Genomic DNA, 13,171 nt, shown 5'->3' on the forward strand with positions numbered 1-13,171 from the left:
CTGCGGATGCGCAAGGCCAGGGAAGACACCGCGATGGATGGCACACCTTCGCCGATTGGAAATGCCGGCAGGCCCCAGCGGACCGGGGCGGGACAGAACTTCGTCAGGTTCGCCCTGGGAGAGACGACGGTCATCGGCCTGCGGGACGGCTACGTGGACATGCCCACCACACGCCTTCGCAAGCCTGGCGGGCAGCCGTTCCAGGGAGATCTGCCGCCGTCGATTCCGCTGGTGGACGGAAAGCTTCGGCTGTCCGTGAATGCCTTCCTGATCATCGACGGCGAAAACCACATCCTGATCGACACCGGTGCGGCGGACTCCTGGGAGCCGACGCTGGGCAGGCTGCTCCAATCCATGCAGGAGGCGGGCGTTGACCCCAGCCTGGTGGACACCGTGGCAATTACCCATACACACGAAGACCATGTGAACGGCCTGGTGGCGGCTGACGGCTCGAACGCCTTCCCCAGGCTCAAGCGGCTGTTGATCCCCTCGCAGGCGATAGCCCTCTTCGACGGGATAGACCGGCTTGCGCGGTTTCGGAACGTGCGCATCGCCATCGGCGATGGATTCAGGATTGGACGGTCGGTGACGGCGGTGAGCGCCTTGGGCCACGAGCTCGGGCACACAGCCTATGAGTTGAAAAGTGGCGGCGGCACTTTGCTGGTTTGGGGAGACACCGTCCACGTGCCTGCGGCGCAGTTCGACCGGCCCGAGTTGGCCTGGGAGTTTGATGCCGACCAGGACAAGGCGCGCGCATCCAGGTTGCGCCTCTTGCAGCGTTCGGACAAGCCCGGCCACTTCATCGCCGGCGCCCACCTGGAGTTCCCAGGCATCGGATACGTCACAAGGCAAGCCGACGGGTATCGGTTCACTCCCGTCTGATAAACCAATGCCCGCGGGCCGGCTCTGTTGTCACGAACCTGGCTGAGCACTGTTGCGCGCGGCCGCCTTCATCGCTTGCGCCCGCGCAGCGCGCCGGGCTTGCCTGCCCATGCGCCCAGGAAAAACATCGAAAAAAGCGGCAGCGCGGCCGTGGCGGACGGGTCGTGTCCGGGCGGGCGCGGGCTTTCGGCGCGGGCAAGGGCTGCGGGCTTGGCGGCTAGGGACGGTGCGGCGTAAGGACGGGCTTGGCGTTTAGTCATCTTGGTGTGTGCGGTTTTGAAAACGGGAAGCAGAGGCGCCGATGGTGGACGCTTGCTGTCGCCGCGATGTCGCGATGCATGCTTCGCCGCCGCGACATCTCCGCGACAGCGGCGCGGCACAGTGCGTCCAGCCTGGCGGTCCGCCGGCGCTTTTTTTCCAAAAACCGTCCAAGAGGAATTTCCTTATGAAGCGCAAATCTGTTGTTGTTCCCGCCGGTGTGGTGTTGCTGTCGGCGCTCATGGGCGCCACGGGCGCGTATGCGCAGCCCAAGCCCGAGCCGGGAGCCTCACCCTGGGGCCTGGGTCTGGGCGTGGCGGCCCGAACCGACATCTACGCGGGGGAAAGCGCCAAGCTTCGCGCGGTGCCGCTGATCAGCTACCAGGGCGAGAAGTTCTTCTGGCGCGGCATCAGCGGGGGTTACCACATCCTCAGCCGCGACGGTTTCACATTCGATGCCACGCTGGGCGCCCGGCTGGCCGGCATCAAGAAAGAGGATTTCGGCGTGGCCGAGCTCGCGGCTCGGGGCATCAACCGCAACCTGCTGGAAGACCGCGACAACGGCCTGGACCTGGGGATTGCCGGGTCCTTCAAGGGCGGGATGGGCGTGGTGGAACTGGCGCTGAAGGCCGACATGTCGGGCGCGAGCAAGGGCTACGAGGCCTCGGCCAAATACGGCTATCCGCTGCAATGGGGATCGACCACGATCACGCCCAACATCGCGGTCAGCCATTATTCGAGCAAGCTGGCCAACTACTACTACGGCACGCTGGACACGGAAGTCGCACGTGGTGTGGTGAACTACAAGCCGGGCAGCGCGGTGATCCCGCGTGTCGGGATTGAGGTGATGCGGCCCTTCGCCGACAAGTGGATTCTGGCGGGCGGCCTGTCTTACAGCGCGCTGCCGAGCAAAATCCGCAACAGCCCCTTGGTGGACAGGGATGCAAATGGGGTAACTTCGATTTTTGTCGGGGTTTCCCGGAAATTCTGACGCCCGTCGCGTGACAACGCGAAAGGACCGAGATGGACATGATTGAAGGCCCTTTGAGCATCCTGATCGTCGAGGACAACGCGCCCATGGCGGCGAACATCTACGACTACCTGGAAGCCTGCGGCCACAAGCCCGACGCCGCGCCCGACGGCAAGTCGGGGCTTGGCATGGTGCAGGCGAATCACTACGACGCGATCGTGCTGGACTGGATGATGCCGCGCATGGACGGCCTGACGATGCTGACGCAGCTTCGGGGCGAACTCAAGTCGAGGACGCCGGTGATCATGCTGACGGCCAAGGACCAGCTGGACAGCAAGCTGCAAGGTTTTGAAGCCGGGGCCGACGACTACCTCGTCAAACCCATCGCCCTGCCGGAACTCGAAATGCGGCTGCGCGTGCTGGTGACGCGCAGCCACGCGGCGCAGGCCCCGGGGCAGGTGCTGGAAGTCGGCGACCTGCGCTTCAACCTGCAGTCGCTGGTGGTGACCCGGGGAGACCGCGAGCTGACGCTGTCGCCGATCAAGCGGCAGATACTGGAAGTCTTGATGCGGCGCTCGCCGCACATCGTGAGCCGCGAACACCTGGAAGCGCAGATCTGGGGCGAGCGCACGCTGGACAAGGACATCCTGAGGTCGCACATGCACCTGCTGCGCAAAGAAGTCGATGGCGAAGGCGCACCAAAAATCCTGCACACCGTGCTCGGGCAGGGCTACAGCTTGCGGGTGCAGGATGGCGAATAAACCACGCATGTTCGACCTGCACTGGCGCATCAGCGCGCTGTTCGTCGCCTTCGGCGTGCTGCTGGCCGTGGGGGTCAGCGTCTCGGTCTGGTTCGGCCAGGTGATGATCACGCACCCGGTGTGGGAGCAGATACTCCGGTCGACCACCCAGCATTACATCGCCGGCAGCACGGGCAACACGCCCGTGCCCTTGCCGACACAGGGCGCCTACAAGGGATGGCACCTCAAGAACGGCGCGGCCTTGCCCGCCGGCATGCCGCCCTACCTGGCCACGCTGCCCGCCGGGTTCTACAGCGAAGAGGACCTGGACCGGTTTGACGAGCACGACTACGCGGCCCTGGTCACGCCGGTCGCGGACGGCCGCGTGGTCACCGTCATCGACATGACCGATATCGAGCAGCTGCAGAACAAGGTCGGCGTTGGGGGCTTGGTCTTTGTGCTGTTCAACCTGGCGCTGGTGGGCGCCACGCTGCTGTGGCTTCACGGCAGCCTGCGCAAGCCGGCCAGGGCGCTGGCGCAGCGCATGGAGGCCCTGGACCCGGAGCAACCGTCGCAGCGGCTGTCGGTCGATTACCCGCAGGCGGAGCTGCACGACATCGCGGTGCAGGCGAATCGCCACCTGGAAAGGGTGGAGCGTTTCATCGAGCGGGAACGCAGCCTGCTGGACCAGGCCAGCCATGAGTTCCGCACGCCGGTCGCGGTGATCAGCGGCGCGGTGGACGTGCTGGCGAAGCAGGCCCTGCCCGCGCAGGCCAAGGGCCCGCTGGAGCGGATACGCGGCACGGTCGACAACCTGACCGAAACCATGGGCGCCCTGCTGTACCTGTCGCGCGAGCCGGACGGCCATGCGAGGACGGAAAGCACCCGGGTCGACCTGATCCTGCAGGAGCTGATGCAGGATCATGAGCACCTGCTGGCCTTCAAGCCCGCGCGCTTTGTGCTGGTGGAGTGCGTGGGCCTTTCCGTCGATGCGCCGGAAGCGATGCTCCGGATCGTCATTGCCAACCTCCTGAGGAACGCCGCCGAAAACACGCAGAAGGGGGAAGTCACGGTCAGCCTCACCGCGCACAGGCTGCGGGTGACCGACTCCGGGGAAGGCTTCGACGCGGTGGAGGCCGCGCGCAGCTACAGCGCGGCCTTGCAGACCTCGATGAAGCCCGGCGGCGGCCGGGGGCTGGGGCTGTTCTTGACAAAGCGGATCTGCGAGCGCTTCAAATGGTCGCTGGCGATTTCGTCGGCGGTGAGCAAAGGCTCGGTGGTGGAGATCCGCTTCTAGCTTCAGGGATTCACCATGCTCAAATAAGACGCCGGGTAGCGCGGGCCGGCGGCGGCGTCGGGCGGGAAGGCCTTGTCGAGGTCGGCCAGCTCGGCCGGGCTCAGCACCACATCCAGCGCGCCGATGTTCTGGTCCAGGTAGGTACGGCGCTTGGTGCCGGGAATCGGGATGATGTCTTCGCCCTGGGCCAGCACCCAGGCCAGCGCCACTTGCGACGCGGTCACGCCTTTGGCCGCGGCCAGGTCCTTGACGGCATCCACCAGGGCCAGGTTGCGCTGGAAATTCTCTTCGGCAAAACGCGGCGAAGATGTGCGGCGGTAGTCGTCGGCGGGCAAGTCTTCGGGTTTGCTGAAAGCGCCGGTCAGGAAGCCGCGGCCCAGCGGCGAATAGGGGACAAGGGTTACGCCGTGCTCGCGGCAGGCGGCCAGGGCGCCGTTAGATTCCGGGTCGCGCGTCCACAGCGAATATTCACTCTGCAGCGCGGCGATGGGATGCACCTTGCAGGCGCGCGCGAGGGTGGCGGCCGAGGCTTCAGACAAACCGAGCAAGCGTACCTTGCCGGCTTTCACCAGCTCGGCCATGGCGCCCACGGTGTCTTCAATGGGCACGGTCTTGTCGACGCGGTGCTGGTAATAAAGATCGATCTGCTCAATCCCCAGGCGCTTGAGGCTGGCATCGCAGCTGGCCTTGACGTACTCGGGCCGGCCGTTGACGCCGCGGGCGCCCTCGTTGTTCGGGTCGCGGGTGATGCCGAACTTCGTGGCGATGAACACGTCCTTGCGGCGGCCGGCGATGGCCTTGCCTATCAACAGCTCGTTGGTGAAGGGGCCGTACATGTCGGCGGTGTCGAGGAAATTAAGCCCCTGGTCAAGCGCATGGTGGAGGGTGGCGATGGATTCGGTGTCGTCGCGGTTGGAATAGAACTCGCTCATGCCCATGCAGCCGAGGCCGATGGCGGAGACTTGGGGGCCGTTGCGGCCCAGGGTGCGGGTCTTGATCATGGTGTTTTTCGTCCTTTGAAAGTGAAGGGAGTGAAAGGGGTGAAAGCGGTTCGGAGGGGCTCAGGCACGCTTGGGTTCGGCGCGCATCTCTTCATAGAGGCGGATTTTTTTGCGGATGTAGGCCAGGGTTTCGCGCTGGGTGCGTATTTCGGTTTCCAGGCGCTCGGCATGGTCTTCGAGCAGGGCCTGGCGTTCGGCCAGGCTGGCGGCGGAGGAATTGCCTATGCGCAGCAGCTGGGCGTAGCGCTGCATATCACGCATGGACATGCCGGTGGCGCGCAGCCGCACCAGGAAATCCAGCCAGCGCATGTCGGCGTCGCTGTAGCGGCGCGCGCCGCTGCGCCGGCCTATGGGGGCAATCAGGCCGATCTGCTCGTAGTAGCGCAGGGTGTAGGCGCTGAGGCCGGAGGCTTCCGCGGCTTCGGCGATGCTCAAGGAAAGGGTGGGTGCGTCAGACATGTGAGGACTTTAAAACTTCGAGCGCACTCGAAGTCAAGCCCTCTTTGGAAACCCTTTTGTGGACCGGCCGATTGGGGCGGACCGGGCCCGCGCCTTGCCTTAGCGGGTGATGACCACCAGCACGCTGCAGGGCGCCTGCGCGATCAGCGACTTGGAGACCGAACCGCGCCACCAGCGGGCGGCCCAGCCTTCGAGGTGCTTGTGGCCGACCACGATCAGGTCGGCGTCCGTCTGTTTGGCATAGCGGGCGATTTCATCGACGGTTTCGCCGTACAGCACTTCGCCGCTGGCCTCGTGGCCGGTTTCGATGAGCCGGCGCAAGCCGTCGTTGAGGATGCCCCTGTACCTTTCCCTTTCCTGGTCGGCGATGCCTTGTTCGTAGATCACGCCTTCGGCGGCGACCACCTGCCGCTGTAGCGGCGTGACGGCGATCAGCGTCAAGGCGGCCCCGCTCCACTGTGCGATCTCGCGGCAGTCCAGCAGGGCTTTCTGGCCGGATTCGGAGCCGTCGTATGCCAGCAAAATTCGCTTGTACATGGTGTATCTCCCGAATGAAGTGACTGGGCAATTCCAGAATAGGCCTGCCGTAAGGGACGGTCAAATGATCGCCCCTGCGCCAACGTGGTCGCCACCCTGGCGGCGAGGAAAGGCACAGGCGACAATCGGGGACTCCGCCCGATTTCACAACGACTCCCCAAAAAAGCAGCCCATGACCCAAGACCCCCAGCGCGAACAGGAACTCAAGAAGATGGAGCTGTGCGACTCCTGCGCGGGCATACAGCGCAACTGGCGCAAGGCGCCGGGCCACCCGGAGCTGGTGCAAGGCGACCCGCGCCATGAGACGCGGCGCCACGGCCTGGTCACCATCACGCGCTACAAATGCGACCGCTGCGGCACGGCCTGGGAATACGAGAACGACAAGACCAACCAGAAGGCCGGCTGGTCGGTGGTGGGGCGCTAGCCAGCGTTTGTTACGTTCGGGCGCGTGAACTTTACGCGCACTTCCATTGGATGGCGGCATTGGCTGACGCGGGAAACCAATCCCCCGATGCAGCATCGAAGCCATGATGAACCCACACCCTTTGATGCAACGGCGGCGCCTGCTGGCCGCCTCCACCCGCCTGGCCCTGGGCGGCGCGGCCTGGCTGGCGCTGTCTGGCGCGCAGGCCCAGCCCAGCTATACCGTCACCACCGCCCAGTTGCAGGATGCGATTGCCAAACGCTTTCCGCTGCGCAAACGCGCCCAGGGCATCATGGACCTCACGGTGCAAGCGCCGCGGCTGCGCATGCTCCCCGAACAGAACCGGCTGGGCGCCGTGATGGCGGTGGAAGCCGGCGGCCAGGCGCTGCGGCGCGCTTACCCCGGCACCTTCGACCTGGACTTCGCGCTGCGCTATGAGGCCAGCGACATGACGATACGCGCGCACGAGCTGCGTGTGAACGCACTGCAATTCGAGGGCCTGCCGCCCGAGGCCTCGATGCTGCTGGCCAGCTACGGGCCGCAGCTGGCGGAACAGGCGCTGCAGGGCGCGGTGCTGCACACCCTCACGTCACAAGACCTGGCGCTGCCCGACAGCATGGGCGTGCAGCCGGGCAGCATCACCGTGACGGCCCGGGGCCTGGTGATTGGGTTTGTGAATAAGCAGCAGCCTTGAGGCTGCGCTTTTCTCCTTCCCCCGCTGGGGGAAGGTTGGGATGGGGGCCGGCGGCGCTTGAAATTTCGCTGAGCGTCTATCGAAGGCTGCTGGCCCCTACCCCCGCCCTCCCCCAGTGGGGGAGGGAGCTAAATCGGGGGAGGCTTAAAACTCAAATCGCGGCGACACCCGGCTCAGCAGCTGGGTCCTCGGCTCAGTGGGCCAGACGGCCGCCACTTCCTGCGCAAGGGTGCCGACCAGCCGGCCCACATCTTCCGCAGCCGACACATGCAGGGCTTCGGCCACGATGAGCACGCTGCGCGTGCCGGCGCTCACGGCGGACAGGCCGCTTTGCCGGTGGGTCCAGCGGCGCGCATGGGCGTTGGCGGGTTCGGCGGCATCGGCGAAGACCACCTCGCCCAGTTCCGGATGCTCGATCTCTGCGCCGAAGTTCAGGTAGTTCTCACTGCCAGTGGCATGGCGCACCTCCAACTGTTGCGAGACTTTGTCGACGTCGAACACGGCAATCGGGATCGCGAAGGCGAGTGAGATGGCATTGCACAGGTCCACCAGCGGGTGCAGCGGCGGCAAGGCATTTTCCTTGCGGAAGCGGCGCAGCAGCGACTCGGACGCGCAGCGGTATTGCGTGGGCTTGAGGCCCATTTTGGAAAAAGTGCGGCGCCAGGCCTGCACTTCGGGGAACTCGCCTTCGCTACCCTGCGCCAGCCGGGACGCGGCGATGGCGTTGAAGCGGGCGACTTGCGGGCCCACGTCGGTACCGGCGCTGATGCCGTCGGCATACAGCACGCCGGGCACAAGTTCGGGGTGCTCGGCCCACAAGGCTTCTGAATGGCGAAAGAACATGCGCGGCGCTCCGGGGGTCGGGATGAAACACTGCGCAGTCTGCCCCTTGCGGCCGGCCCGCGTCTTGAACGTTATTGCAGCGCGCCCTTGGCGGTGTTGCGCGCCGTCGCTTGCTGCCAGGCGCCGGGCGTAAAACCGAACTGGCGCGTGAACAGCCGCGTCATGTGGCTCTGGTCGGCGAAGCCGCAGGATGCGGCCGCCTGCGCCAGGCCGGTGCCGCCGCGTATCAGGCCGCGCGCGCGTTCGGCGCGCTGCTGCAACAGCCAGGCATGGGGCGTGAGGCCGAAGGCTTTTTCAAAATGCCGCAGCAGCTGGAATTTGCTGAGGCCGGCCGCCAGTGCCATCTCGCCCAGCGTGGGCGGCGCGAACAGGTCTGCGGCCAGGTGATCGCGCACCCGCTGTATCCGCGCGGTGGCAGCACTGGAGAATTTTGCGAAAGGCTCGGCCGCCGGGGCGAGGGCGTGGCGGCCCGGCAGCAAGGCAAAGACCCGCGCGAGCGCCTCGTCGCAGGCAAGCGCGTGGGCGGCGGCAACCGGGCCGGGCCCGCCGCCGCCGTGCTGAAGCTGTTCCAGCACCTCATGCAAGGCCAGGCGAAGACGCGGGTCTTGCGCGACAGGCTCGGTGAGTTCAAGCCCGGCCGCGCCGCCAGGCTCGCCCATCGCGGCGGCCATGGCGGCGGGCTCCAGGTAGAGCATGCGCCAGCGGCGCGAGGGACTGCCCAGCGGCTGGCCGTCGTGCACCTCGCCGGGGTTGCACATGATGATGTCGCCGGCATAGGCCTCGACCTGGCCGCGGCCGCTGGCGGATTTTTGCGCGCCGCGCTCCATCAGGCCGATGCCGAAGACGGCATGCGAATGGCGGCGGTAGTGGCGGGCGCTTTCAATGTGCGTGCCGTACACGCCCTCCCAGGGCGTGGCCAGGACGCGGCATTGGTGCGGGGGCGATGCGGGCATGGGGTGGATGATGCCAGCCCTTGGGCCGCTGCGCCATGCCGCGCAAGGTCCGCGAAGTCAGGCCTGCCGCCCCACCAGCGCCTGCACATAGGCGCGCAGCGTCGTGCGGCCGCGCACGGGGGCATCGGCGGTATAGGGCCGGTCGCGGGTGAGGCGCGTCATCTCGGCATAGGACTTGGCCGCGGCGGGCGAGAAGCCCATCGCCTGGAAAGCTTCTACCCATTGCTCGCGCGGCGCGACGCGCACCGACACCGGCTTGCCCAGCGCCTCCGAAAAAGCGGCGGCCACATCGCCGGGGCCGTATTGTTCGGGGCCCTCGGCATAAAAGACGCCGGTTTTTTCGGCCGGTTCCGTCATCAGCCGGGCGGCGAACTCGCCCAGGTCTTGCGGCGCGACCATGGGCAGCTTGAAGTCGGCCGGGAACATGGAATCGATCACGCCTTCATCGCGTGCCGTCTTCAGCGACGCATCCCAGTTGCTCATGTAATAGGCCGCGCGTATCACGCTGAAGGGAATGGGCTGGGCCTCCAGGGCTTTTTCCATGTCGTAAAGAATGCCCAGGTCGCCCGCCCGCTCGACGGGCTGCGCGCCGTAGGTCGACTCGGCCACGATCTTCTCAAGGCGCGTGCCTTGCAGCGCTTCGATGATGGACCTCACCGTGGCGCGCTCTTCGGCGTCGGTGTCGACGGAAGGGGCGGCGGACGGGTTGAGCAGGAAGAGCCGTGTGCCCTGCTGGAAGACCTTGCGCAGGGCCGGTACGTCGTGGACGTCGGCCAGTGCGACCTTGGCCCGCTGGGGCACTTCGTGCTTGGCCTTGCCGGCCCTGCCGGACTTATCGGGGTCGTGTGTGACAAGGGTGACGGGCTCGCCCGCTTCGATCAGGCGTTTAACGAGTGCCGAGCCGACGTGCCCGGTTCCACCAAGAATGATGTGCATGGGAATCTCCTGTTTGAAAACTTCCATGCTCGCGGCGGGCGCGGCGGCTCGGTGACAGCCGGTGTAGCCCTGGGGAGTGGGAATGCGCTGACAAGCGCGTGGGCCCTTGATCGCCCCTGCATGCTTGCGCGGCCTCAGCGCCGCTGGAGCTGCTCCACAGCCCCATGCCAGTCTTCCACGTGGTAACTCAGCACGATCTTGTGGTCCTTGACGGTGTGGATGTCGATGGCCATGATCTCGAAGCTGCGGCCCGTGAAGGGCGCCCCCATGAAGGGAGCGACGGGCGTGGCGGTGGCGCGGCCGCGAACCACAAAACGATTGCCGACCTGCAAAATCTCTTCGACCTTCCAGCTCAGGTTGGGAAGGGCGCCGCCCACGCGCAGCAGCTGCGCCAGGAACTGGTCCCGCGTCTTCACCGGGCTCGCGTAGTCGCCGATGCTTCGCCAGTCGGGTGACAGCACCCTGGCCATGCGTGCCGGGAGGTCGGGGCTGGTGGTGCCGCTCAGCACCTCGCTGTAARGCGCCTGGACCACATCCTGGTCGGCGGCGGGGGCCGCACCGGCGAGGCCGCTTGCCATGGCAAGGGCCGTGAGTGTTTTTTTCATGTGTTGATCTCCGTATGGGTAAATGGATGGGCAAGCGCCTCAGTGCGAGGGCCGCACGATGACCTTGCCGCGGGCGTGGCCGCCCGCCACCTGCTCCAGCGCGGCGCGTGCGTCATCGAGCGGATGAATCGTGTCCAGCACGATCTGCAGCTGCTTGGCCTTGAAGCTTTCCAGGATGCGGGACAGGGCCGCGGCGTCATGGTTGAAGAACACAAAGGAGCCTGCCTGGCTGCCGCGAGGCTTGACGGCAAAGTCGACGGTGCTGACCACTGCGCCCTGGGGCGCGAGCACCTGCCATGAACGTTCGAGCGTGTCACCGCCCACGGTGTCGAGGACCAGGTCCACCCCGCGCAGCAGGCCGGCGAAGTCCTGGCGCTGGTAGTCGATCACCTCGTGGGCGCCGAGCTCCCCGGCCAGGGCCAGGTTGCGCGCCGAGGCGGTCGCGATGACATGCGCCCCGGCTTGCCTGGCGAACTGCACGGCGAAACTGCCGACGCCGCCCGCGGCCGCATGGACCAGCACACGCTGCCCGGCTTGCAGCTTGCCGGCGCCGGACAGGGCCAGCCAGGCCGTGCCCGCAGCCGTCGGCAATGCGGCGGCCTGCTCGAAACTCATGTCGGCCGGCATGGGGCTCAGGGCTTCCGCGGGGACGACGGCCGCCTGCGAAAACGCGCCGCCGGCGCTGGGCTCCAGGCGGCCCACCACGCGGTCGCCGGGTTTGAAACCGGCCACGCCGGGGCCGACCTGCCGGACCACACCGGCCAGGTCGGTGCCCAGCGCGTACGGCAGGCTCACCGGAAACACCTGCTGCATGTGGCCGGCCAGCATCTTGAGGTCCAGCGGATTCACGCTGGCGGCCTCGATGCGCAGCAAGACCTGGCCCGGGCCCGGCTCAGCCGCCGGGACGTCGTCGAGCACGGCCAGGCTCGGGTTTCCGAATTCGTGGATACGAAGTGTCTTCATGGCTTTATTCCCGATGGCTCAGTTGTTGTTGAGCGCAGGGAAAGCGCCGAGCTGCAGGAACAGGCCGAACCAGTCCTCCAGGTGCCAGGTCCGCTTGATGCGGTCGCCCTCGAATTCGTGGAACTCGTGGATGCGGAAGCTGACCTTTTTGCCGGTGGCCGCAATGCCGAAGAGAGGCCCGCGGTGGGTGCCGGTGATCTCGGCGCGCACCGCGGCACGGTCCTGGCTCATCAGCACATCGTGGGCCGTGATGCGCACGTCGGGCAGCGCTTCGATGAAGCCGCGGATGATGGGCTTGAGGCCTTCCGGCCCGGGGCCCTGGCCGGGGGCCAGGGGGATGTCGTCCCAGTCGGCGGTGACGGCGGCGTCCATCAGGTCGGGGTTCCGGTCGCTGAAGGCGCGGTACAGCAGGTCTATGGACTGGCGCCGGGCCAGGTCCTGCGCGGCGTGGCTGCCGGGGTTTGGGTTGCTCATTGCGGAGGATCCTTGTGTTGGTGTGGTGAAGCAATGGCGGAATTCTGGGCGCCGCGTTACCATCTGTCCAACAAATGATCTGTATAAATGAGTATTTGATTTATGGATTTTCATGGTGTTGACCTGAACCTGCTCGCGGCCTTTGCCGCGCTGATGGAGGAGCGCAACGTGACCCGCGCCGCAGTGCGCGTGGGCGTGAGCCAGCCGGCGATGAGCGCCGCGCTGTCGCGACTGCGGACGCTGCTGGAAGACCCCTTGTTCTTGCGCAGCGCTGAAGGCCTGCTGCCCACGCCGCGCGCCAGGGACCTCGCCGGGCCGGTGGCTGAGGCGCTGCGGCAACTGGAAGCGGTGCTGGTGAAAAAGCCCGTGTTCGACCCGGGCAAGGTGAGCATGGATTTCACCCTCGGCCTGTCGGACTACCCGGCCTTCGTGCTGCTGCCCGCCCTGCTGGGCGCGCTCGAGAAGAAGGCGCCGGGCATCTCGCTGAGCGTGCGCAGTTTCAGCAGCCGCGACAGCGCCGTCGACCTGCTCGACGCCGGCTTGATCGATGCGGCGGTCGGCGTCCCGCCGACGCAGGCGGAGAGCCGGATTTTGACCCGCCCCATCCTGCGCGACGACTTCGTCACGATCGTGCGCCGCGACCATCCGGGCGCGCGGCGCGGCATGAGCATGAAAACCTTTCTGTCGCTGCAGCACGTCCTGGCCTCGCCCGAAGGCGACCGCCATGGCCTGGTGGACGAAGCGCTGGCGCGGCTGGGCAAGCGCCGCACGCTGGCGCTGAGCCTGCCGCAGATGTTTGCCGTGCCGGCGGTGGTCGCCCAGACCCAGATGGCTGCCACGGTGATGAAACGTGTGGCCCTGCATTCACCGGCGCGGCGCATGCTGGTGCTGTTTCCACCGCCCGTCGCGCTGCCGGAAGTGCAGTTCGACCTCCTCTGGCACAGGCGCAGCGACACGCACCCGGCCCAGATGTGGCTCAGGGCGTTGATGGAGTCGCTGGCGAAGTCCTTGTAGCCTGACTCCTTCCCCCAGCGGGGGAGGGAGCTCAATCGGAGAGAGGCATACGAATCGATGCACTGCGATTGCTCTTGTGGTTTTGCTCCTTCCCCCGCTGGGGGAAGGCTGGGATGGGGGC

The 13,171-nt window shown here is 66.6% G+C and carries 17 protein-coding genes; 7 read left to right on the forward strand and 10 right to left on the reverse strand.

All coding sequences use genetic code 11. The features are described from left to right. Nucleotides 1-6: 6 nt before the first annotated feature. Nucleotides 7-882: an MBL fold metallo-hydrolase gene (locus tag AC1D1Y_RS20950; RefSeq protein ID WP_477684044.1), complete on the forward strand. Its 876-nt coding sequence runs from the start codon at nucleotides 7-9 to the stop codon at nucleotides 880-882. 68 nt (nucleotides 883-950) lie between these two features. Here the strand turns inward: AC1D1Y_RS20950 and AC1D1Y_RS20955 are convergent, their stop codons facing one another. Further along, entirely contained in the window at nucleotides 951-1,142 is a 192-nt protein-coding gene (locus AC1D1Y_RS20955) for a hypothetical protein (RefSeq protein WP_477684045.1), read from the reverse strand. A gap of 185 nt (nucleotides 1,143-1,327) precedes the next feature. Between AC1D1Y_RS20955 and AC1D1Y_RS20960 the strand changes: the two genes are divergently transcribed. From AC1D1Y_RS20960 to AC1D1Y_RS20970, 3 genes are read left to right on the forward strand one after another with little or no spacing between them, the layout of a single operon-like run. Beyond that, the gene (locus AC1D1Y_RS20960; protein WP_477684046.1) at nucleotides 1,328-2,131 is read left to right on the forward strand and encodes a MipA/OmpV family protein; all 804 of its coding nucleotides are present in this window, start codon (nucleotides 1,328-1,330) and stop codon (nucleotides 2,129-2,131) included. A 32-nt stretch (nucleotides 2,132-2,163) separates the two neighbouring features. After that, nucleotides 2,164-2,871, forward strand: a complete 708-nt coding sequence (locus AC1D1Y_RS20965; protein WP_477684047.1) for a response regulator transcription factor — start codon at nucleotides 2,164-2,166, stop codon at nucleotides 2,869-2,871. Nucleotides 2,872-2,878: 7 nt separating this feature from the next. Continuing rightward, on the forward strand, nucleotides 2,879-4,147 hold the full coding sequence (locus AC1D1Y_RS20970) for a sensor histidine kinase (RefSeq protein WP_477684048.1): 1,269 nt from the start codon (nucleotides 2,879-2,881) through the stop codon (nucleotides 4,145-4,147). A 2-nt stretch (nucleotides 4,148-4,149) separates the two neighbouring features. Here AC1D1Y_RS20970 and AC1D1Y_RS20975 read toward each other — a convergent pair whose 3' ends face one another. From AC1D1Y_RS20975 to AC1D1Y_RS20985, 3 genes are all read right to left on the reverse strand, one after another. Beyond that, nucleotides 4,150-5,148 (reverse strand): aldo/keto reductase, encoded by a 999-nt coding sequence (locus AC1D1Y_RS20975; RefSeq protein WP_477684049.1) that lies wholly within the window; start codon nucleotides 5,146-5,148, stop codon nucleotides 4,150-4,152. 60 nt (nucleotides 5,149-5,208) lie between these two features. Continuing rightward, nucleotides 5,209-5,607: a MerR family transcriptional regulator gene (locus AC1D1Y_RS20980; RefSeq protein WP_477684050.1), complete on the reverse strand. Its 399-nt coding sequence runs from the start codon at nucleotides 5,605-5,607 to the stop codon at nucleotides 5,209-5,211. Between the two features lie 99 nt (nucleotides 5,608-5,706). Then, a complete protein-coding gene (locus AC1D1Y_RS20985) occupies nucleotides 5,707-6,144 on the reverse strand; it encodes a universal stress protein (RefSeq protein WP_436155459.1) in 438 nt (145 codons plus the stop codon). Between the two features lie 172 nt (nucleotides 6,145-6,316). On the opposite strand from AC1D1Y_RS20985, the gene AC1D1Y_RS20990 reads away from it, so the two are divergent. Both AC1D1Y_RS20990 and AC1D1Y_RS20995 read left to right on the forward strand, forming a co-directional pair. Continuing rightward, nucleotides 6,317-6,568: a hypothetical protein gene (locus AC1D1Y_RS20990; RefSeq protein WP_436155460.1), complete on the forward strand. Its 252-nt coding sequence runs from the start codon at nucleotides 6,317-6,319 to the stop codon at nucleotides 6,566-6,568. Between the two features lie 103 nt (nucleotides 6,569-6,671). Then, the gene (locus tag AC1D1Y_RS20995; protein ID WP_477675499.1) at nucleotides 6,672-7,262 is read left to right on the forward strand and encodes a DUF1439 domain-containing protein; all 591 of its coding nucleotides are present in this window, start codon (nucleotides 6,672-6,674) and stop codon (nucleotides 7,260-7,262) included. 144 nt (nucleotides 7,263-7,406) lie between these two features. Here the strand turns inward: AC1D1Y_RS20995 and AC1D1Y_RS21000 are convergent, their stop codons facing one another. From AC1D1Y_RS21000 to AC1D1Y_RS21025, 6 genes are all read right to left on the reverse strand, one after another. Next, nucleotides 7,407-8,105 (reverse strand): B3/B4 domain-containing protein, encoded by a 699-nt coding sequence (locus AC1D1Y_RS21000; protein ID WP_477684051.1) that lies wholly within the window; start codon nucleotides 8,103-8,105, stop codon nucleotides 7,407-7,409. A gap of 71 nt (nucleotides 8,106-8,176) precedes the next feature. Continuing rightward, nucleotides 8,177-9,058: an AraC family transcriptional regulator gene (locus tag AC1D1Y_RS21005; protein ID WP_477684052.1), complete on the reverse strand. Its 882-nt coding sequence runs from the start codon at nucleotides 9,056-9,058 to the stop codon at nucleotides 8,177-8,179. A 57-nt stretch (nucleotides 9,059-9,115) separates the two neighbouring features. After that, the gene (locus AC1D1Y_RS21010; protein ID WP_477684053.1) at nucleotides 9,116-9,994 is read right to left on the reverse strand and encodes an NmrA family NAD(P)-binding protein; all 879 of its coding nucleotides are present in this window, start codon (nucleotides 9,992-9,994) and stop codon (nucleotides 9,116-9,118) included. Between the two features lie 134 nt (nucleotides 9,995-10,128). Then, a complete protein-coding gene (locus AC1D1Y_RS21015) occupies nucleotides 10,129-10,599 on the reverse strand; it encodes an ester cyclase (RefSeq protein WP_477684054.1) in 471 nt (156 codons plus the stop codon). Nucleotides 10,600-10,638: 39 nt separating this feature from the next. Continuing rightward, nucleotides 10,639-11,562: an NADP-dependent oxidoreductase gene (locus tag AC1D1Y_RS21020; RefSeq protein WP_477684055.1), complete on the reverse strand. Its 924-nt coding sequence runs from the start codon at nucleotides 11,560-11,562 to the stop codon at nucleotides 10,639-10,641. Between the two features lie 18 nt (nucleotides 11,563-11,580). Continuing rightward, nucleotides 11,581-12,036 (reverse strand): ester cyclase, encoded by a 456-nt coding sequence (locus tag AC1D1Y_RS21025; protein WP_477684056.1) that lies wholly within the window; start codon nucleotides 12,034-12,036, stop codon nucleotides 11,581-11,583. Nucleotides 12,037-12,138: 102 nt separating this feature from the next. On the opposite strand from AC1D1Y_RS21025, the gene AC1D1Y_RS21030 reads away from it, so the two are divergent. Next, nucleotides 12,139-13,050, forward strand: coding sequence for a LysR family transcriptional regulator (locus AC1D1Y_RS21030; protein WP_477684057.1), 912 nt, complete (start codon nucleotides 12,139-12,141; stop codon nucleotides 13,048-13,050). The last annotated feature ends 121 nt before the right edge of the window (nucleotides 13,051-13,171 follow it).

It is taken from the genome of Polaromonas sp. P1_G1, assembly GCF_056405595.1.